The following is a 20612-nucleotide window of genomic DNA, read 5'->3' as shown; positions in this document are numbered from 1 at the left end:
CGACCGCAGCCCGCGCCCTCCGCGCCCGAAAAGCTGCGCGCGACGCCTGCCGGCCCCGCCCTGCGCCCCGCGCGCCAGCCGCAGGCGCCGCTTCCCGCCGCACCGCCGCAGGCGGCCCCGCAGGTCCGCATCCGCATCGGCGCGCTGACCATCGTCACGCGCAATCCCGCCGAACGGCCCGCGGCCGCGCGCAAGACGCTGCTCGCCAAGCCGTCCCGGCGCGCGCCGCGCGGCCATTCCATCCCCCGCCCGGACGGAGGCTGAGATGGCGCGCTTCGTCAACCTGCACGATGCCGGCCGCGCCCTTGCCGCCCATCTGAAGGCGGGGATCGCGCCGCTGCTGCCCGACATCGCCGCCGGCCCGCCGATCGAGAACCCGACCGCGCAGGGCGAGGCGATCCGCGTATCGCTGCTGTGGGTGACGCCGCAGCCGACGCATCGCAACGACGAATGGTTCATCGGCGACGACGGCCAGCGCCGCCCGCCGCCGCTGTCGCTTTCGGCCTTCTTCGTCATCACCGCCTATGGCACCTCGCCCGCCGGCGAGCCGGTGCAGGCGATCAACCGGCTTGGCCAGGCGCTTCAGGCCATCGAGACCGATCCCGTCATCGAACTGCCGATCCCCGCCTCGGCCGACATCGACCCGGTGCAGGGCGAGGGGCGGATGACGGCGACCCTGGTCCCGGTCGCGGCGGACCTGATGGAAAAGATCTTCACGCCCCTGCAGATGCGCCACCGGCCCTGGGCACTGGTCGAGCTGGGGCCGGTGCAGCTGGAACGGCTGAACCTGCCCTTGCCCGCCCCCGACATCGTCGCGCCGGGGGGCGTGCGGCTGGCCGGTCCGCGGCCGATCACCCGGCCCGCGATCATCGGCGCGCTGCCGAACCCGCTGGGCGCGGGCCACCGCCTGCGCATCGAAACGGCCGAGGCGGCGAATGCGACCGAGCTGCACCTTGGCCCGCACAGCTTCGCCCTGGCCGACCCGCCGCTCGGCCCCGGCCAGATCGCCCGGCCCGACGCCCTGGGCCGCATCTTCGTCACCTGCCCGCCGGGGGCCGATCCGGGCGCGCTGGACATCGTGCTGGTCGCGCCCGAGGGCGGATCGGAGCGGCACGCCCTGTCCGTCACCACCGGCCGGCCCGCGCTGGATGCCCCCGCGGCGGCGCTGGCGCCCGGCGCGGACCTGGTGCTGACCGGCAGCGACCTTGCCGGGGCCGCGCAGGTGTTTTTGTGGCCCGCGCGCGGCATCCTGTCGCCGCTCGAGGTGATCGAGCTTGCGCCCACGTCGGCGACGCCCGCGCAGGTGGTGGTGGCCCGCGCCGCGCTGGACGCGGCGGGGCTGCGCGCCATTCCCATGCTGGCGGCGCTGCGCATGGGCCCGAACCGCTTCACCCCCGCCGTTCCGGTCGAGGTGACGCCATGACCGCGATGGGGATCGGCGCGGCAGGCGGCAGGCCCGCGGACTGGATGCGCGAGGCGGCGCTGCTGGCCGTCGCCCATCACCTTCGCGATGCCGAGACGGGATACGACCCGCGCGAGCGCTGGCCCGACCATGCGGAGGACTGGCGGCCGCTGGCCCTGCGCGCCGCCGAGCTGCCGCTGTCGCCCGCCGCCTGGATCGAGGCGGCCGCCGTCGCGGCGGAACGCTTCCCGGACGCCGCCGCCGCCTTTTCCATCCTTGCCGACAATGCCGGCCTGCACCTGCCGACGCCCGCGGTCTTTGCCCGGATCGCGGTGGCCGGGCTGGGCCTTGACCATGACGCGGCGCTGGCCGCCGCACTGGTCGCGCCCCAGGACAACCCCCGGCTGGAACTGGCCCAGCCGCCGGGCGCCTGCCTGCCCTCGGCGCAATGGGGCATGCGCCTGACGCCCGAAGGGCTGGCCCGCAGCTTCCGCGGCCAGCCCCGCATGCAGGGCGATTTCGTCCCGGCCACCCACCGCCCGGTCATGCTGCGCCCGGCCCGCGCCGCGGCCCGCATCCTCGCCGCCGACGGCGTGCTGTGGCTGCGCAGCCCCTCGCGGCGCATGGCGCTGCAACTGGCCGCGGACCTTACCGCATTGCTGCCGGCGCGGGGCTTCGATCTGGTCGCGCTGCGCCCCGGCGAGCCGCTGCCCCTGCCCGATGACGACGCCCCGCCTCTGGTCGTCGACCTGTTCGCGCTGGAGGCGCCGCCGCGCATCCCCCCGCGGCAAGGCGCGAGCGCGCTGGTCCTGCTGGCCCCCGACCGTTTCGACGCCGGGCGGCTGCGCGCCATCGATGCCCCGCCCTTTACCCCGGCCGAGGCGCGCGCGGCATGGGACGCCGCCGGCATCGACGCGGCCATCGCCGACAGGCTCGCCCCCCGCTTCCAGCTGACGCTGGCCGAGTTGCTCGCCGCGCGACACGAGGCCGAGATCCTGGCCAGCCTTGCCGGGGATGCGCCCGGCGACCGGCCCGATCCTGCGGGCTTCGCGGCGGCGATCTGCGCGGCGGGCGCGCGCCGCATGGGCCCCTTCGTCACCAATATCCGCTCGGACGTGACGCTGGACGACCTGGTCGCCGGCAGCGAGATCCGCAGCCGCCTGGCCGATGCCATCGCCTGGCGCGAGGCGCAGCGGCGGGTCTGGACCGAGATGGGCGTGCCCGTGGACGCGGGGGAATCGCAGGGGCTGGCGCTGCTGTTTTCCGGCCCGCCGGGCGGCGGCAAGACCTTTGCCGCGCGCTGCCTTGCCAATGCGCTTGGGCTGAACCTCTATCGCACCGACCTGTCGCAGGTCGTCTCGAAATACATCGGCGAGACGGAAAAGAACCTCTCGCGCATCTTCGACGATGCCGAGGCCGGCCACGGCATCCTGTTCTTCGACGAGGCGGACGCGGTTTTCGGCAAGCGCTCCGAGGTCAAGGACGCCCATGACCGCTATGCCAATATCGAGGTGGGCTTCCTGCTGCAAAGGCTGGAAACCTTCGGCGGCATCGTCGTGCTGGCGACGAACCTGCGCGCGAACTTGGACCCCGCCTTTACCCGGCGGATGCAGTTCGTCATCGACTTTCCCATGCCGCAAAAGGCCGAGCGCGAACAGCTGTGGCGCCGCAACCTGCCGCGGCCCGGCTGGTGCGAGGACGGGCTGGACATCGCCATGCTGGCCGAGCGGTTCCGCTTTGCCGGCGGCAATATCCGCAACGCCGCCGTCGCCGCGGCCCATCTGGCGGCCGCCGAAAATGCCCGGCTGGCCCCGCGCCACCTTGCCCGCGCCGTCCTGCGCGAGCTGGAGAAATCCGGGCTGCCAAGGGGGGCCGACGATCTGGGCCCCCTGGCCCGCTGGCTGGAGGAGGCGCGATGAACACCGCCGCGGACCTGGTCATCGACATCGGCGAAATCAGCGTCGAAAGCGCCTCGGCCCAGGACGCCGCCCGCCTGCGCGCGGTGATCGAACGCGCCCTGGCCCAGGCCGCGCGCAGCCTTGCCGGGCTGGCGGCGGGCGCCGGGGCCCTGGGCGACCTGCGGCTGGAGCTGGCCGAGGTCCGCGACCTGCTGGCCCCCGGTGCCGAGGCCGCGCTGGCCCGCAGGCTGGAGATCGCCATCCGCGCCACATGGGAGGCCGCAAGATGAGCGACGCGATCAATTTCACCCAGGGCGCCTTTGCCGTCTACAATCCCGACGACACCGCCGTCATGGCCAGCTTCATCCCCTTCCGCTTCAACCCGGAATCGCTGACCCGCCAGCTGCAGCTGGAACAGGCGCAGGGGGCCGACGCCTCGTCCGGCGCGCTCAAGGAAAGCTTCTCGGTGGTGCTGCGCTTCGACCTGGCCGACCGGGTCGAGGCGCATTCCTCGCTGCCGGTGGAATTCGGCGTGCTGCCGGAAATCTCGGCGCTCGAGGAACTGCTCTATCCCGTCGAAAGCGAGACCGAGGCGCCTTCCGACGGCAGCGAGCCGGTGCGCGCCCGCGGCCGCCGCCCGATCGTGCTGTTCATCTGGGGCGAAAGGCGCGTGGTGCCGGTCAAGATCACCGGCATGGCGATCGCCGAGACCTTCTTCAACGGCAAGCTCTATCCCGTCCGCGCCGAGATCGAGGTCGGGCTGGAGGTGCTGGGCGAGGCCGAGGCCCGCGACAACACCCGCGTCCAGTCCTCGCTGAACTTCACCGCCGCGAACCGCCGCAAGATGGCGCGGCTCTATCTCGATACGACCGCCGACCAGGGCACCAGCATCAACCTGCCGCAATAGGGGAAACCAGCGATGGCCGTCGACAAGAAAAGCCGTTACGCGAAATCCGGCCGGGTGGCCTGGGTGCGGGCGGACGGCTCGCAGGTCGAGCTGATCGGCCTGACCCCGCGCCCCGCCCGCGCGGCGATCTTTGCCGCCGTGGCCACCGACACCGACCGGCTGGATACGCTGGCGACCCGCTATTACCGCGATCCGCTGAAGCTGTGGCGCATCGCCGACGCCTCGCCCGCGCTCGATCCCTTCGACGCGGTGGTGCCGGGCACGCCCGTGCAGATCCCCCCGGACAAGTGAGGACGCCATGGCCACGCCGCGCTTTTCCATCGAGATCGACGGAACCCGGCTTCCGGGGGCGCTGCTTGGCCGGGTCGGCGCGCTGGAACTGACCGAGGCGGACGACCAGCCCGCGCGCCTGGCGCTGCGGATCGGGCTGCGGCAGGGGGCGGACGGCACCTATGACGTGCTGGACGACGGCCCCTTCGAGCCGGGCGCCGAGATCCGCCTGACCCTGGCCGCGCCGGGCGGGGCGGACCAGGTGATGTTTGCCGGCTACCTGTCGCATCTGCGCCCGCATTTCGAGGAGCCCGAGGCCAATTCCTGGCTGGAGGTTCTGGCCGCCGACGCCGCCATGCTGATGGCCGCGGAGGAACGCGTGGCCAGCTATCCCGACGCCGGCGATTCCGATGCCGCGCGCGAGATCGCCGGCCGCTACGGGCTGCAGGTCGAGGCGCAGGACACCGATGCCAAGCTGGCCGCCGACGACATGCTGCTGATCCAGCGCGCCGACGACTGGTCGTTCCTGCGCCATCTGGCGGCGCGCAACGGCTTCGTCACCTATCTGGAACCCGATCCCGCCTCGGGCCAGCCGACCTGCCATTTCCATCCGCGCGACCTGGGGGGCCAGCCGCAGGCCGACCTGACCATCCTGCGCGAGAATGCCAACCTGGACTGGATCGACTTCGCCGCCAGCCTGGAGCGCCCGGAAAAGCGCCTAGCCCACGGCATCGACGCGGTGGCCAAGCGCATGGTCCGGGCCGACGGCGAGGCGCAGGACGAGCTGCTGGGGCAGGCGCTTTTCGCCGCCGAGGCCGCCGAAGGGCTGGCCCGCGCCGGGGCGACCGGCTCGGTCCGCTTCCTGCGCGGCGCGCTGCCCCGCGACGCGGCGATGGGCGCCCATGCGCGGGGGCGCGGGGTCCGGGACCACCTGGCGATCGAGGCAAGGGGCCAGCTCGACCCCGCGCGCTATCGCGGCCTGCTGCGGGCGCATCGCACCGCGCTGATCAAGGGCGTCGGCGACCGGCTCAGCGGCACCTGGTATATCCGCGAGGTCACGACCGAGATGGCCGAGGGCATGCTGGTCCAGCGCTTCTCGGCGCTGTCGAACGCCCTGGGACGGCGCGGCGGCGAAGGTTTCGGGCAATCGGCGGAAGAGGAGCCCCCGGCATGAGCGGCAACGGACCAAGGGCGGATTTCGGGCGGATGCTGGCGACGGATGGGTTGTCCTCGGATCTGCTGCGCGCGCTGGCCGCGCTGGTGGGCGAGGCCGGGCGGCCGGCCTTCTACGGCAAATATGCCGGCATCGTCACCGACCGCGACGACCCCAAGAAGATCGCCCGCATCCGCGCCCGCGTCCCCGAAGTCCTGGGCGAGGACCAGGAAACCGGCTGGGCGCTGCCCTGCCTGCCCTGGGGCGGCGGCCACAACCGCGGCTTCTTCGCCCTGCCCGAGGTCGGCGACACCGTCTGGATCGAGTTCGAGGCCGGCGACCCGATGCGCCCGATCTGGGCCGGCACCTTCTGGGGCGCGCCGGAAAGCAGCGGCGGGCAGGACGACCTGGGAACCGACACCGGCTCCGAGGCGCCCGAGGGGCCCGACGGCCCCGCCGCCCCCGGCCTGGTCATCCTGCGCACCAGGGCCGGCCATGTCGTCAGCCTGGACGACGACGGCGAGGTCGTCGTCATCGCCGAAGCCTCGGGCGCCGAGCTGCGCATCTCGGGGCAGGGAGAGATCACCATCACCGCCGACACGATCAAGCTGGGGGCCAATGCCTCGGAATCGCTGATCCTCGGCGACGCCTTCATGCAGCTTTTCAACAGCCATACCCATCCGACCGGCGTCGGCCCCTCGGGGCCGCCCGCCCAGCCGATGGGCTCCAGCCATCTCAGCCAGGTTTCAAAGACGGAATAGACCATGCCGCTTGTCCCCGCAGCCCTTTCGCAATCGCTTCAGTCGCAATGGTTGCCGCGCGACGAGAACGGCGATTTCAAGGACGACGCCGCGGCCTCGGCGCAGGCCCTGGCGGGGGCCGTCGCCGACTGGTTCGGCATGGCGATGGCGGCGGGCATTCCCTGCGCGACGGCGGCGGCGCGCAAGGGCCAGTTGCAGGCGCAGCTGGTGCCCGTGCTGCAAGCCGGCTCGGCGGCGGCGGCGGGACAGGGGATCGCGCTGTCCTTCATGGCCTATGTCGCCGGCCAGTCCTTTGGCCCCGGCGTGGCCGCGCCGCCCGTCGCGACCGCGGCCGCGGGGGCGGCGATCACGGCGGCCCTGTCCGACACCGGCGCCGCGCAATCCTCGCGCGCCGACCGGATCGCGGCGGCGCTTCATGCCCAGGCCCTGTCCGCGATCGTGACCTTTCCGCCGCCCATGCCCCCCGCGCCCGTCACCTGAAAGGAAAGACAGGATGGCCGCCCGACATATCGCCGATCCCTTCGCCCTTGGCCCGCCGCTGGTGCGCGCCGGCACCCGGCTGCGCCGCGAGGGGCTGGCCGAGACCGAGGATGCGCATATCCATGTCCGCGACCGCATCATGGCGGTGCTGTTCACCCGCCCGGCCGAGCGCGTCATGCGCCCGCGCTTCGGCGCGGGGCTGGATGCGCAGGTGTTCCAGAACATCTCTCCGCTGGCGCTGTCGGCCATCGAATACCGCATCCGCGAAAGCCTCGACGCGGTTTTCGCCGGCGAGGTCACGCTGGAGGAGCTGACCGTCGAGGATGGCGGCGACGAAGGCACGGTTCTGGTCTTGATCGACTATGCCCTGCGCGCCGACCGCACGCCCCACCGGCTGGAGGTGGTGCTATGAGCGAGCCGGGCGCCTTCGGACTGCAATGGGGCGAGGCCGAGATCGGGCCGGGCTGGCAGGGAATCGCGGCGCTGAGCTTTTCCGAACCGCCGCCGCCGGGCTTTGCCGTGGCCCTGTCGGTGCGGCTGGCCAAGCCCGCCGCGGGCCTTGCGCCCCAGGACATCGCCGTCACCGCGCCCGGCGGCCTGCCGCTGGAGGCCGAGGTGATGCCGGTCGCGGATGGCGACGGCACCATCACCGTCCGCTTCGTCCAGCAAGGGCCGCGCGGCCGGACGCTGGTGCGGCTGCTTTCGGGCGGCGACGACCCGCTGGACCCGTTCTTCGCCGAGGCCGGCTTCGATTTCTTCGTCGCCTGCCCGGCGGGCGATTGCCGCGAACCCGCCGCGCCGCCCCCGCCGCCGGGGGTGCAGCCCGCCATCGACCTTGCGACCAAGGATTTCACCGGCTTCCTTGCGGTGATGCAGAACTGGGCCGCCGCCACCGATCCGAACTGGGCCGGCACCAACCCCGCCTCGACCGAGGCGATGCTGGTCGAACTGCTGGCCCATCATGCCGAGATGCTGTCGCTGCACCAGGACCGCGTCGCGCAGGAGGCGTTCGTCGACACCGCGCGCGAGCGGCTTTCGCTCAGCCGCCATGCCGCCGCGCTCGGCCTGACGCTGGACGAGGGCGGCTCGGCCCTTGCCGTCGTCGCCGTGGACCTGCCGCCCGGCCGGGCGGGCTTCCTGCCCGCGGGCACCCGCTTCGTGCGCGAAGAGGGCATGGGCCGGATCACCGCCACCTTCACCAGCCGGGCCCCCGCCATGCTGGACGCCGCCTGGAATGCCGGGCTGCAACGCGATGCCGACCGCGGCCTGCTGCGGCCGGCGGCCTGGCCCGGCGCGCCCGATGCGATCCTGCCCGCCGGCGCGCGCGAATTGCTGCTGTGGGGCTGGGGCGCGCATCTGCTGCCGGGCCAGCGCATCGCGCTGGTGCAGGGCCGCGCCGCCCATGTCACCCGGATCGCGGCCCTGGCCGAGATCAGCCGGCCGGGCTGGGCCGCCGACCCCTCGGACCCCGCCCACACGCTGCCGCGCGAGCTGACGCGGCTGGAACTGGCCGAGCCGCTGCCCCTGCCCTTCCGGCCCTGGTCGGACCCCGAGGGCGCGCCGCTGCTGATCACCGCGAACCTGGTCGAGGCGATCCATGGCGACCCCGCCAGCGCCGCGAACGAGGAAGGCGCGGCAATGGGCCTGGGCGCCGGCCGCCAGGACATCGTCACCGCGACCGACCTGCTGACCGGGACGGTCACGATCCGCGCGCTCAGGACGCCGCAGCCGCAGGTGCTGACGGACAGGGACGGCCGCCCCTCGGTCCGGCTGCATGTCGGGGCCGAGCCATGGGAATGGCAGCCGACGCTGATGAACTCGGCCGGCTTCGACCGCCATTTCACCACCGAGACGGAAGAGGACGGCGCGGTCTGGCTGATGTTCGGCGACGGCAATCGCGGCCGGGCGCTGCCCCTGCCGCCGGGGTCGGGGCCGCGGGCGCTGGCGAACCAGCCCGCGCACCAGCGCATAAGGCTGGACTGGCGGCAGGGCGATGCCGAGGCGGGAAACCTGGGCGCCTTCGCCCTGACCGGCGCGCGCGCGCCGGGCGGCGGCGATGCCGGGGCGGCGGCGGATTTCGCGACGCTGGCGCCGGTGGCCGCGACGAACCTGCTGCCGGCGGCGGGCGGGCGGGCGCGGGTCTCGACCGCCGTCGCCCGCGACCTGATCCCGGAATCGATCCGCAACCCCGCCCGCGCCCGCTGCGTCACCGCCGACGACTACGCCCGCGCGGCCGAGGACATCCCCGGCGTCGCCCGCGCCGCGGCAAAACCGCTGGGAGGGGTGTTCAACACCATCCTGGTCCTTTGCGCCCCGGACCAGGGCGACCGGCTGGACGCGGCGACGGCGGCGGCGGTCCACGCCCATCTCGACGCGCTGCGCATGGCGGGACGCGAGCATGTGCTGGGCGCGCCGGATTACGTGGCGCTGGACCTGCATCTTGTCGTCTGCCCGCGCGCGGGCGCCGGCGCCGCCGCGATCCGCCGCGCCCTGCGCGAGGCGCTGGCGCCGGGCAGCGCGGCGCGGCCGGGCTTCTTCCACCCCTCGCGCCGGGGCTTCGGCGACACCGTGCTGCTGTCCGAACTGCTGGCCGCCTCCGCCCGCGCCCCCGGCGTGGGCGCGGTCAAGGCCGCGACCTTCCGCCCGCTGCGCCGCGCGGGCGCACCCGCCGTCCTGCCGGCGATCGAGCTGGGCCCGACCGAGATCGCGCAATTTTCCGGCGACGAGGCGCGGCCCGAACGGGGCCGGCTGACCGTCACCGTCATGGGCACCGACACGCCGCCGCCCGGCCAGGGCTTCGTCGTGGCCGGCCCCGCACCCGAACCCGCAAGCACGGGGTAAAGCCATGTCGCGCCCGCCGATCCATCGCCCCAGCCCCTCGCCCCGCGGCAACAGCCGCTATTTCGGGCCCGATTTCAACGCATTGGTCGCGCTGGCCGAGGCCGTCGCCCGCGACGGCCACGGCATCGAGATCCCGGCCAAGGGGCGCGGCCTTGCCCGCACGCTGATCGAACTGCCGGCGCTGGTCGCGCATATCCTGGGCGAGCATCAGGGGCTTTATGCGCGCGAAGCCTGCCTCGGCTCGGCCCGGCTGGCCGAAAACCTGACCCGCCATGCCCGCAAGCTGGCCTACAGCCCCGGCCCCGGCGCGGCGGCGACCGGGCTTGCGGCCTTCACCGTCAAGCCCGGCCTGTCGGGCAGCCTGCCGCAGGGCTTCGCCTTGCAGACCTCGCCCCTGGGCGAGGCCAGGGCGCAGACCTTCGAGACCCTGGCCGAGGCGCAGCTCGACGCGCAATGGAACGCCATCCGCCCCGCCGGGGCCGAGATCCCGGACCCCGTGCAGGCCAGCGGCGGGCATCTGGTGCTGCGCCTGAAAAAACGCCACGGGCTGGGCAAGGACGAGATCGTCGTCCTGGACGGCGCGCGCGGGCTCGGCGTCTTTCGCGTCGCCGACGCGATGGAGGGCAGCAGGCCGCCGCAGATCGGGCTGCGGCACATCGGCGGCCATGCCTTTGCCGAGGCGGGCACCGGCGCGGACTGGCAGGCCAGCTATCGCATCCTGGCCCGGCCGCGCCATGACGCGCGGCTGTTCGGCTGGAACGCTCCGGGCGCGCTCTGGCCGGCCGGGGCGCTGGCCGCGGCCCAGCCCTATGCCAGCCCGCCGACCACCCAGCCCGCGGGCACCACCGCCTTCGGCTATGTCTCGCCCGCGGCGCTCGGCGATGCCCTGCTGCTTGCGGAAGCGCTGAACGATCCGCCCGCGCCCGGCGACGCGGCCGTGGTGCTTTTCCCCGACCGGGCCGAGGTCTACTGGCTGGAAACCCTGGCCGAGACGGTCGTGACCTTCCTGCGCGGCGAAGTGACCGAACAGCCTAAGGTCGCGACCTCGACCAATGCGGCGGGCGCGGCCGTGGTGTCGGTCACGACCGAAAAGACCGTCACCGAAACCGCGCTTTCCGGCCGGGCGACCACGCTGGGGCTGGCCATGCCCTCGCCCGCCCGGCCGCTGCGGTCATGGACCGAGTTTCCGCTGGACGCCCATGTCCTGACCGGCTGGTCCGAGGTGCTGGAGCCCCTGCCCGCCATCCCGAACCCGGCGCCGCTCCAGCCCGAGTTCGCGGTCGCGGCGGACCTCTCTGCCATGCGCCCCGGCCGCCCGGCGATCCTGCGGCGCGTCTCGACCGGCGAGGCGCGCGAGGCGATCTTCGCCGCCATCAAGGCGCCGGCCGCCGGCAGCGAGGGCTGGACCCTGCGGCTGGAGGTGCCGGGCGGCTTTCCCGCGGGCTGGCCGATGGGCGATGTCGAGGTGCTGGGCAATGTCGTCCGCGTCAGCCATGGCGAGGCGAAGCAGGAAATCCTGGGCAGTTCGGACGGGGTGACGCCGCACCAGGAATTCGCGCTGAAGAACGCCCCCGTCACCCGCCTGCCCGGCGCGCTCGGCAGCCGCATGGCGCTGGAAGTGCGCGTCGACGGCGTGCTGTGGGATCTGGCCCCCGACTTCCACGGCGCCGGCCCCGACGCGCGGGTCCATCTGGCCCAGACCGATGCGGCGGGCGAGGTCCGCATCCGCTTCGGCGGCGAGGGGCGAGGCGCGATCCCGCCCTCGGGGCGGCGCAACGTGACCGCCGCCTATCGCTGCGGGCTGGGGGCCGCGGGCAATGCCGGCGCCGGCCGGCTCAGCCGCATCCGCAAGGCGTCGCCGCTGATCGGGGCGGTGACGAACCCCCTGCCCATCGCCGGCGGCGCCGATCCCGCCGGGGCCGACGACATCGCCCGGCAGGCGGTGCGCCCGGTCCGGGTCTTCGACCGCGCCGTCTCGATCGAGGACCACGCCGACCTGGCGCTGCTTTTCCCCGGCATCAGCCGCGCCTCGGCCCGCTGGCGCGACGGCGTGGGGATCGAGCTTGTCGCCGCCGATGCCGAGGGCAACGGCCCGGCCGATCTTGCGGGTTTCACCGCCTTCCTGGATGCGCGCCGCGATACCGGGCAGGCGCTGGTCGTCGCCGCCCCGCAGGCGGTGGACATCGCGCTGGCCCTGCGGATCGAACGCGACCGCGCCTGGCTGGCCGAGGCCGCGCGGCACGAGGCCGAGGCGCTGTTGCTGGGCGGGGGCGGCCTGCCGGGGCTGTTCAGCTTTGCCGGGCGCGAACTCTCGGCGCCGCAATCGCTGTCGGGCCTTTATGCGCAGCTGCTGGATCGGCCCGGCATCGCCGCGGTGCTGGCGACGCGCTACCGGCTGGCCCTGCCCGCGGCGGGCACGGCCGAGGTCGCCGACATCATCCACGCCAGCACCCGGCAATGGCTGCGGCTGAAGCCCTCGGCGCTGGAGATCCAGGTGCTGGAACCCGGCGCCTTGGGCCGCCTGCAACAGGGGGGCGCGCCATGAGCTATCCCTATGACCGCGACCACCTGAACCGCACGCGCGACCTGCTCCATGCGCTCGTCCCCGAATACTACAAGCGCCGCGACCGGGCCGCCGCGCTGGCCGAGCCGCCCGAGCCCGCCGAGCTGCTGGCCATGGTCGAGGCGCTTGCCGGCCCCCTGGCCGCCCTGCGCCAATCGGTCGAGGAACTCCATGCCGACCTGTTCATCGAAAGCGCGGGCGAAGAGATGCTGCCGGTGCTGGCCGCCTCGATCGGGCTGGAGCTGGTGTTTCGCGACGCGGACGCGAACCGCCGCAACCTCGGCGCGGCTATGGGCTGGCGGCGGCGCAAGGGCACGCCCGCGATGCTCGAGGAAATGGCGCGGGTGCTGTCCGACCGGCAGGTGGCGCTGAGGGAAGGCTGGAAGGCGCTGATGCTGACGCAGGACCTGAACCTGCTGCGCGCCGAGCGGGTGATGGCCGACCTGCGCCCCGCCTCGGTCGCCGACCGCGCCTCGGGGCCCTTGGCGGGGCTGATGCGGCTCTTCGACCCGCGCCCCATCGGCCCCGATTCGGGCCATGTCCATCCGCGGCACCTGGTCCACTGGACCTTTCCGACGCAGCTTCAGCCCCTGCGCCGGGCGGCCTGCCATGAACTGCCCGCAGGCGCGGGGGATCGCCGCTTTGCCTTCGACCCGGACAATGCCTGGCGGCCGCTGCGCGTGCGCGCCTCGGGGTTCGACGACCGCCCCGGCACCGACCGCGTGCCCGACGGGCTGTTCGCCGAGGAACCGGGTGCTTGGTTCGGGCGCGAGGGGCGCTTTGCCGTGCGGCTGACCGGCGTTCCCGCCGCCGCCGTCCGGCCCGCCACGCCCGTCCCACGCAATGCCAGGCGCGATCCGGCCGACAATATCCTGGGCCGCAGCCCCGCCGTGCTGGGCCTGATCGACGCCGACACCCGGCGCTATTCCGGCCCGGTCCAGATCGAGCTGGTCTCGGCCCCGCTTGCCGGCAACCTGCCCGACCAGGCGCTGGCGGAGCTGCGCGGGCAGATCACCGTCGGCCCGGCGGGCCAGGCCGGGACCGCGCCGGGCGCGGGCGATGTCCCCGACAGCCATGCCATGCTGCTGCGCCTGCGCCCCGAGGCCCCCGCCGCCAGCCGCATGATCGGCGCGACGGTGATCGAGGTCGCGGGCAGCGCGCCCTCGGCCGGCCGCGCCGCGGCGGTGGCCGAGCTGGCGCTGGCGGGCTATCTGCGCGGCGCGCTGTATCTACGCATCCCCGAACAGCGGATCAGCGGCGAAAGGCTTTACTGGATCGGCGCCGACGGCGCGCTGCACGAACCCCTGCCGCTGGCGGCGGGCGCGCTGCCCGGCCGGGCGCTGGCCTCGGCCCCCGTCGGGCCGGTCTGGCCCGAGGCCGAGGGCACCGCCGAGCGCGCGCCCTTCGCCCCGGCGCTGGCCGCGCCCGCCGCCGCGCCCGCGGTGCTGCATGGCGGGACCGTGCTGCGGGCGAACGGCCTGCTGCCGGCGACCCCGGCCACCCGCTGCGCGCTGGTGCTGGCGCTGTCCTTTTTCGCCGGCCAGCGCCGCTTTGCCCCGATGCTGCGGCTGGACTGGAGCGGCCCCGACCCGCGCGTCGCCAGCTGGTCGGCGGTGGGCGCGGACGGCGTGCCGCTGGCCGCCGCCGCGCTGCCCGCGCGCTTCGCCGCGCTTGGCGCGATCCTGGCCGCGGGGCCTTCCGACCTGGCGCTGGCGCTGCGCTTCGAATCCGGGCTGAACGGCGCGGTCATGACCCCGGCCGAGGTCGCCTTTACCGCCTATGACGGCAGCGCGGCGCTGATCCACCTGCCCGAACTCGTCGCCTCGCAGACGGCCGAGACGGCGCCGGACGGCAGCGCCTTCTGGCCGCGCGGCCCGCTGCTGGCCCGGCACAGCCTGGCGGTCCAGGTCGGCGCGGACGGCTCGACCTGGCTTGCGGGGACGACGACGCCGATGCGGCGCAGCCTGGGCGATGCCGCGCCCCTGCCCGGCCCGGTCCCGATCCGGCGGCGCGAGGCGGGCTGGCGCCGGCTGTGTCCGTGGCTAAGCGAATCCGGCCCCGACGTGCTGGAACCGGCCCGGCCGGGGCGGCTGGACATCGACCCGCGCTTCGGGCTTTTCGCGATGAACGCGGGCGACGGCATCGTGCCGCATCCGCCCGCCGCGGGCATCGCCGAGCCGGGCCCGGTGACGGTGGACCTGCAAGAGGGCGCGACCATGCCCATGGGCGCCCTGCCCGTCGACCACCGCCGCTGGCTGGGCCTGCGCCCGGCGCCGACGCGGCTGGTCTCGGCCTCGGGGCATCTTGGCAGCGGCGCCTCGCCGGATCTGCTGGGCCTGCCGCTGCACCGCACGGTCGCGGCGGCGCTGGCGGCGGCAGGCGCGGGCCAGCCCGAGGAGATCATCGAAATCGTCGATTCCGGCTTCTACCCGGCCGAGGCGCTGGCCTGGCCCGCCGGCCCCGCCCGGCTGGAACTGCGCGCCGCGCCCTTCGAGCTGCCGGTGATCCAGGTCGCCTCCTCGGCACCGGGCGCGGCCAGCTATGACAGCCTGGCGCTTGGCGGCATCGCCCTGACCCGCGCGGGCGCGGCCGGCATGACGCTGGAACTGCCCCCGGCGCAGCAGGTCTTCCTGGGCTTCCTGGGCGTGCTGCGCGCCAACATCACCCTGCGGCTGCGCCTGCTCGAGGCCGCGGGGGTCGAGCGCGCGACGATCCGGCGCTGCATCCTCGGGCCGCTGCTGGTCGATGAACCGGGCGAGATCGACATCGCCGATTCCATCCTCGCCGCGGCCGAGGACATCCAGCCGGCGCTGACCGCGCCGCTGGCACGGCTGGCCAGCGAACGCGCCACCCTGCTGGGCCGGATCGAGGTGGGCCAGGCCGAGCTTTCCGACACCATCGTCGCCGGGCTCCTGCTGGCGCATGAACGCTTTCGCGGCTGCCTGCGCTATTCGCTGGTCGGCCCCGGCAGCCAGACGCCGCGCCGCCACCGCGTGCTGGAAACCGACCCCGCGACGGGCCAGCCGATCCGCCCGCCCTTCGAAAGCCGCGAGCGCCGCGACCCGGCATTCCTGCGGCTGGATGCGCAGGGCGACGGGCGGGTGCTGACCGGCGCTTCGGACGGGGGCGAGATCGGCGCCTTCAACGCCGCAAGGCTGGGCGAGCTTTACGCCGGGCTGGAGCGGCGCCTGGCCGAGCATACGCCGGCCGGGCTGGGAACGGGAATCGTGGCGCGGGCCTGACAGGGCCCCGCCGGACGGGAACGACAGGGAGGACAGGCCATGGAAGGGGATTTTTCGCGCGGACACCGGCCTGACGCCAAGCGCGGGCGCAGCTATCGGCGCGTGCTGCCGCGGCAGGGCGCACCGATCCTCGACAGCGACCTGCATGCGCTGATGGACGCCGGCGACCGCATCGACCGGCAGGGGCTGGCGCATGTCGCCTGCGAAAGCGGCTCGACCGACCTGGGGTTCTTCGTCACGCCGGGGCGGCTTCTGGCGATGTTCGACCCGGTCCTGGGGCAACAGCCGCAGGCGGCGGGCGGCGCCAGCGCGACGCGGGACTTCTCGCGCAAGTATCTGGACCGGCTGCCGGGGCTTCAGCTTGGCGGCGGGGCGGGAACCGTCGCCGTGCCGCTGCGCAGCCCGCTGGCCGCGCCGACGCCCTGCCGGGTCTGGATGCGCGCCGACCAGCCGGCGACTGTGGCGGTCGCGGGCACCGTGCTCAACATCCCGGCGGCCGGCAGCTACGCCCCCTTCGTCGTCACGCTGAACGGGGCGCAGGCCGTCTTCGCCCCCGGCGCGCAGCCCTGCTGGGTCGCCCTGATCGAAACCGAGGCCCCCGCCGCCGCCGCGGCCGTGCTGCATTGGTGCGCAGGCGGCTTCCAGATCGGCGGGCTGCTGGCCGATGCCCGCGAGGCCGCCTGGCCGGACCTGACCGGACCCGCGGCGGACCAGCTGCGCGCCGCCTCGGCCGGGGCGCCGGGCTCGCGCGTCGCGGCCTATCTGGAACTGGCCGAGCGCGTCGTCACCGCCGTCGAGGATCCCGGCCTGCGCGAACAGGCGCTTGGCCCCGGCCGCGAGACGACCAGCCGCTCCGAGGTGGTGGCCCAGGTCAAGCTGGCCCCCGTCACGGGGCTCAGCGATCCCGCGGCCATCGCCGCCGCCTTCGACCGCCTGACCCTGCCCACGGGCAGCGTCACCTTCGGCACCAGCGCCGGCACCGCCGCTGCCGATCCCTGCGACCTGCCGGTGCCGGGCGGCTACAGCGGCACGGAAAACCGCCTGTATCGGCTGGTCGTGCATGAGGTCACGACCGGCGGCGGCGCGGTCACGCGGTTCAAGTGGTCGCGCGACAATGCGGCGGGGCTGTGGCCCTGCACCCTGATGCCCGACCAGCCGCCCGGCGCGGCCGTCACCCATGTCCGCGTCGGCGCGAACGATCCCTTGCGCGCGGGCGACCTGGTCGAGCTGACCTCGGACGCGATCGAGCGCGGCGACGCCGCCCCCGGCGCGGTCAATGCCGCGGGCTTCCTGCGCCCGCGCCGGATGCAGGGGATGCTGTTCCGGCTGGACGGCGGCGATGTCGTCGCCGGCTCGCTGCGCGAGTTCCGGCTGCTGGACCCGCTGACCGAAACCCCGGCACCGCCCTTCAGCCCCGCACCGCTGGGCAGCGACGGGCTCAAGCTGCGGCTGTGGTCGGGCCTCCTGGAACGGCCCGGCACCGGCGCGGCCACGCTGACGCTGGAACACGGGCTGATCGCCGAGGTCGCCGGCGTCTTCGAGCCCGGCGACTGGTGGCAGGCCGAGGCCCGCGTGCTGGCGCCCCAGGCCAACGGCCCCGCCGTCACCACCGCCCACGGCCCCGAGCGGCAGTTCGCGCCGCTGGCGCTGCTGGAGCGGGGCGCGGCGGCGACGCCGATGATCCTGCGCGCATGGCTGGACAGGCGCAGCCGCAAGCTGTGCCGGCAAGAGGCCGATTTCACCGGCTACGACGGCGCCCGCGTCGGCACCGAGGCCGATACCGTGCAAGAGGCGCTGGACGAACTGTTCCTGCGCCTGTCGGACGGCTGCGGCGAGATCGCGGTGCCGCCGGGGGCCTCGGTCCAGGCGGTGATCGACACCATTCCCCCGGACGGCAACGCCCGCATCTGCCTGAATGCCGGCGTGCGCGACCTGGCCGCGACCATCGTCGTCGCCGACAAGGGCGACCTGATCGTCGGCGGCATCGGGCCGGGCACGATCCTGCGCGGCAACCTGCGGCGCATCATCCGCTTCGAGCGCTGCCGCTCGGTCGACCTGCGCGACTTCGCGGCCGAGGCGCTGGCGGCAGGCGACGGCGCGGTCATCGACTTCGTCGACTGCGGCGAGGTGCGGCTGGACCAGATCCGCATCACCGCGGCCGGCCTTGCCGCACCCGGCCCCGCGGCCGTGCGGCAGGTGTCGGGGCCGGCCCGCCCGACCCGCCGCTTCGCCATGCGCCGCTGCACGCTGAGCCTGGGGCAGTTCGACAGCGGCGTCACCGCCGCCGATCCCGGCCATGCCGAGATCGAGGACAACGTCATCGCCATCCGCCCCGATCCGCTGAACCTTGCCGCCGAACTCGCCGCCGGGGGCGAGACCCTGCGCGCGGTCGGCGAGGTGCTGCTGGACCGCATCACCCTGCATGACGGCGACGGCGGCTTCGACTTCGTCGGCGGGCCGGTCTTCGCCTTTGCCCCGCCGCCGGGCCCGCCCGTGGTGGCGCGGCACGGCATCGCCATGGCGAACGGCATGTGGGGCCGCGACACGCTGAGCTTCTCCACCCATGCGACGCTGGGCAGCGAGCTGTGGGAACGGGTCGCGGAAACCAACCAGCCCCCCGGCGGCGCCAGCCACCCGCCCGAGATCATGGACGATTTCCTGCGCGACTTTCGCCGCGACCTGGCGCGCGCGGTCTTCGGCCTGGGCTCTTCGGCCACCATCCCGGCCGGGATGGGGCCGCTGTTCCAGCCCCTGCGCGACGGGCTGACCGCCACGAACGGCCTGGTCCACGGCCGGACCGGCATCACCGTCGCCGCCTCTCGCGGGCCGGCGCGCGGCAAGACGCTGGCCCGCCCGGTCGCCGCGCTGCTGGCCCTGCCGGGCCAGGGCGCGCGCATCCGCGGCAACCAGGTTTCGGGCTTCGCCCAGGGGATCCGCGTCGCCGGCTCTTCGGGCCGGTCGCGGTCGAACTTCATCTTCCTGCGCTCGGTCGAGGTGCAGGACAACCGCATCGACCTGCGCCTGCCCTGGCAGGCCCGCCAGCGCGGCGGCATCTGGATCGGCAGCACCCTGTCGGCGCGGATCAACGGCAACCAGGCCATCGACGCCGGCTATGTGCCGCTGGCGGATGGCGAGCAGCCGATCGGGCTGGATTGCGACGGCATCCGCCTGTGGGGCTGGTTCGGGCCGCTGGTCGAGGTCAGGGGCAATTTCTGCCACGGCCCCTCGGTCGGGATACGCTGGGTCAGCCTTGGCAACGACGAGCCAAGCTGGGGCCGCCCCGACGTCTTCATCGGCGCCTTCGCCGACAACGCCTATTCGGGGATGGGCAGTCCCAGCCTGCCTGCGACCCTGCCCTGAGGCGGAGAATTGCTTTGGAGCGGACCCGCGGAAATGCTAGGCTGAAGGGGATCTCGAACCGGGAAACTGCGTTCGAGTCGTCTGGTCGGCGGATGCCGAAGGGTTCAAGTCCCTGGGAGTGGACCTTGCTACGGCTTGGTCCACTTCCTCTTTCCGGCGTGCCCCGCAAGGCGGGAGGCCCAGGATGAAGGCCAGGTCCGGCCCCGTTTCGACCCGTTCGGCCGACGCCTCGCGCAGCCCGGCGGCGCCTGCCCCGGCCCCCGCCCCGGTTTCGGCCCCGGCTTCGGCCGCGACCGGCCACGACAACGCCCCACAACCGCTGAACCTGCTGCAGCGCAGCCTTGTCGGCGGCGCGGCGCTGCCCGCCAGCCTGCGCGCCCGGATGGAAACGGGCTTCGGCGCCTCGTTTTCCGATGTGCGCATCCATACCGGCGGGGCGGCGGCGCAGGCGACGGGACGGGCGCGGGCCCAGGCGCTGACCTCGGGCAGCGATATCGCCTTTGCGCCGGGCCGCTATCGGCCGGGCTCGACGGCGGGCGACAGCCTGATCGCGCATGAGCTGGCCCATGTCGTGCAGCAGCGCCGCTCGGGCGGCGGCGGCGCGGTGCAGGCGAAATCGCTGGTCTCGAATCCCGGCGATGCGGCCGAAACCGCCGCCGACACGGCGGCCGCGACGGTCCTGGCGGGGGGGCGGGCGCAGGTCGGGGCGGCGGGGCAGTCGCTGCGAGGCCGGATCATGCGCCGCGCCCTGGCGGGGGCCGCGCCCTTCGCCGCCTCGCCCGCGCTGTCGCAGGCCCCGGCCCGGCCGGGTGCGGTGGCGCCGGGGGCGGGGCCGGTGCTGACGCCGATGATGACCTCGCAGGTCTCGGCCGCGGGCGGGCAGGTTTCGGGCCTGACCAGGCCCGGCGGCCGGCCGGGGGCGACCGCGCCCGCGAGCAAAGCCCCAGATGATTCGCAAACCGCGCGCGGCGAGAACGCGGCCGAGGCGAAGCCCGCGCCTTCGGTCGCCATCGCCGGCGCGCCGGCCGGGGCGGCCGAGACCGCGCCGGACCGCACCCCGCAGAAGAAAAAGGACAGGGACGGCGCGGATCGCCGCCGGACAAAGGACGAGAAGGGCAAGGCCGCGGCTGCCAAGGACAAGGGCGGCCCCCGCGCCAAGGGCGGCGGCGGAGGTGGTGGCGGCGGCGGCGGCGCGAAGCGTTTCGGCCAGAACCTTGGCGACCGCGGCGAAGCCGCGGCGGAAGAGGCGCGGGAACGGCTTTCCGAACGCGCCGACGCCCTGCAGGTGAACGAGGGCGCGGATGCGCGGATCGGCGCCGCGCGGGCCGCGGCAGAGCCCGCGCCGAATGCGGCCGAGGCCGATGGCCAAAGCCAGCAGGCAGGCAGCCTTGCCCAGGCCGCGATCCCCGCCCCCGACGCGGCGGCGGCGCAGCAAAGGGCGGGGGCGGCGCTGGCCTCGGCCGCGCCCTCGACCATCGAGGAGCTGGACAATTTCGCCGGGCCGGGCGGCGCGGGCACGCGCCAGCAGATCAGCGCGCAGGTCGCCGCCGAGGCCGGCCAGCAGGCGGCGCCGGTCCAGTCCTCGATGTCGGCGGTGCGCGCCCCGCCGGCCGGCGCGGCCCCGCCCCCGGCCGCGCCCCAGCCCGCGCCCGCCGCCGCCCCGGCGCCCGCGGCCCCGCGCCCGACCGGGGCGGCACCCCCCGCGGGGCCCGCGGAATCGCCCGACGCCAGCGAG

The 20612-nt window shown here is 74.6% G+C and carries 15 protein-coding genes; all 15 read left to right on the top strand.

Annotated features, from left to right (window positions below; translation table 11 throughout):
- Positions 1–264, top strand: a 264-nt coding sequence (locus IT40_RS29370) for a hypothetical protein (RefSeq protein ID WP_036760192.1), incomplete at its 5' end; no start/stop codon positions are given.
- Between the two features lies 1 nt (position 265).
- Complete coding sequence (locus IT40_RS23285; protein ID WP_036760191.1) at positions 266–1423, top strand: Pvc16 family protein; 1158 nt, start codon at positions 266–268, stop codon at positions 1421–1423.
- A complete protein-coding gene (locus tag IT40_RS29770; protein WP_052096248.1) occupies positions 1420–3321 on the top strand; it encodes an ATP-binding protein in 1902 nt (633 codons plus the stop codon). The genes IT40_RS23285 and IT40_RS29770 overlap by 4 nt, the downstream gene beginning before the upstream one ends.
- Positions 3318–3590, top strand: a complete 273-nt coding sequence (locus tag IT40_RS23275; protein WP_036760188.1) for a hypothetical protein — start codon at positions 3318–3320, stop codon at positions 3588–3590. Before IT40_RS29770 ends, IT40_RS23275 begins: the two co-directional genes overlap by 4 nt.
- Positions 3587–4207, top strand: a complete 621-nt coding sequence (locus tag IT40_RS23270; RefSeq protein ID WP_036760186.1) for a hypothetical protein — start codon at positions 3587–3589, stop codon at positions 4205–4207. Before IT40_RS23275 ends, IT40_RS23270 begins: the two co-directional genes overlap by 4 nt.
- Before the next feature lie 12 nt (positions 4208–4219).
- A complete protein-coding gene (locus IT40_RS23265; protein ID WP_036760184.1) occupies positions 4220–4498 on the top strand; it encodes a hypothetical protein in 279 nt (92 codons plus the stop codon).
- Positions 4499–4505: 7 nt separating this feature from the next.
- Complete coding sequence (locus IT40_RS23260) at positions 4506–5651, top strand: hypothetical protein (protein ID WP_036760182.1); 1146 nt, start codon at positions 4506–4508, stop codon at positions 5649–5651.
- On the top strand, positions 5648–6391 hold the full coding sequence (locus IT40_RS23255; RefSeq protein ID WP_208021274.1) for a phage baseplate assembly protein V: 744 nt from the start codon (positions 5648–5650) through the stop codon (positions 6389–6391). Before IT40_RS23260 ends, IT40_RS23255 begins: the two co-directional genes overlap by 4 nt.
- Positions 6392–6394: 3 nt before the next feature.
- On the top strand, positions 6395–6871 hold the full coding sequence (locus IT40_RS23250) for a hypothetical protein (protein WP_036760180.1): 477 nt from the start codon (positions 6395–6397) through the stop codon (positions 6869–6871).
- Between the two features lie 13 nt (positions 6872–6884).
- The gene (locus IT40_RS23245) at positions 6885–7283 is read left to right on the top strand and encodes a GPW/gp25 family protein (RefSeq protein ID WP_052096246.1); all 399 of its coding nucleotides are present in this window, start codon (positions 6885–6887) and stop codon (positions 7281–7283) included.
- Entirely contained in the window at positions 7280–9712 is a 2433-nt protein-coding gene (locus tag IT40_RS23240) for a baseplate J/gp47 family protein (protein WP_036760179.1), read from the top strand. The genes IT40_RS23245 and IT40_RS23240 overlap by 4 nt, the downstream gene beginning before the upstream one ends.
- Positions 9713–9716: 4 nt before the next feature.
- Positions 9717–12257 carry a baseplate J/gp47 family protein gene (locus IT40_RS23235; protein ID WP_036760177.1) on the top strand — a complete coding sequence of 847 codons (2541 nt, stop codon included), beginning with the start codon at positions 9717–9719 and terminating at the stop codon, positions 12255–12257.
- Entirely contained in the window at positions 12254–15517 is a 3264-nt protein-coding gene (locus IT40_RS23230) for a phage tail protein (RefSeq protein WP_036760175.1), read from the top strand. The genes IT40_RS23235 and IT40_RS23230 overlap by 4 nt, the downstream gene beginning before the upstream one ends.
- Positions 15518–15556: 39 nt before the next feature.
- Positions 15557–18877 carry a hypothetical protein gene (locus IT40_RS23225; RefSeq protein ID WP_036760174.1) on the top strand — a complete coding sequence of 1107 codons (3321 nt, stop codon included), beginning with the start codon at positions 15557–15559 and terminating at the stop codon, positions 18875–18877.
- A 184-nt stretch (positions 18878–19061) separates the two neighbouring features.
- Positions 19062–20612, top strand: a 1551-nt coding sequence (locus IT40_RS27015) for an eCIS core domain-containing protein (protein ID WP_157034101.1), incomplete at its 3' end; no start/stop codon positions are given.

This window comes from Paracoccus versutus (assembly GCF_000763885.1).
Lineage (GTDB): Bacteria > Pseudomonadota > Alphaproteobacteria > Rhodobacterales > Rhodobacteraceae > Paracoccus > Paracoccus versutus.
Note: the sequence above shows the minus strand (reverse complement) of the source record. Positions and strands in the feature narration are given on the sequence as shown.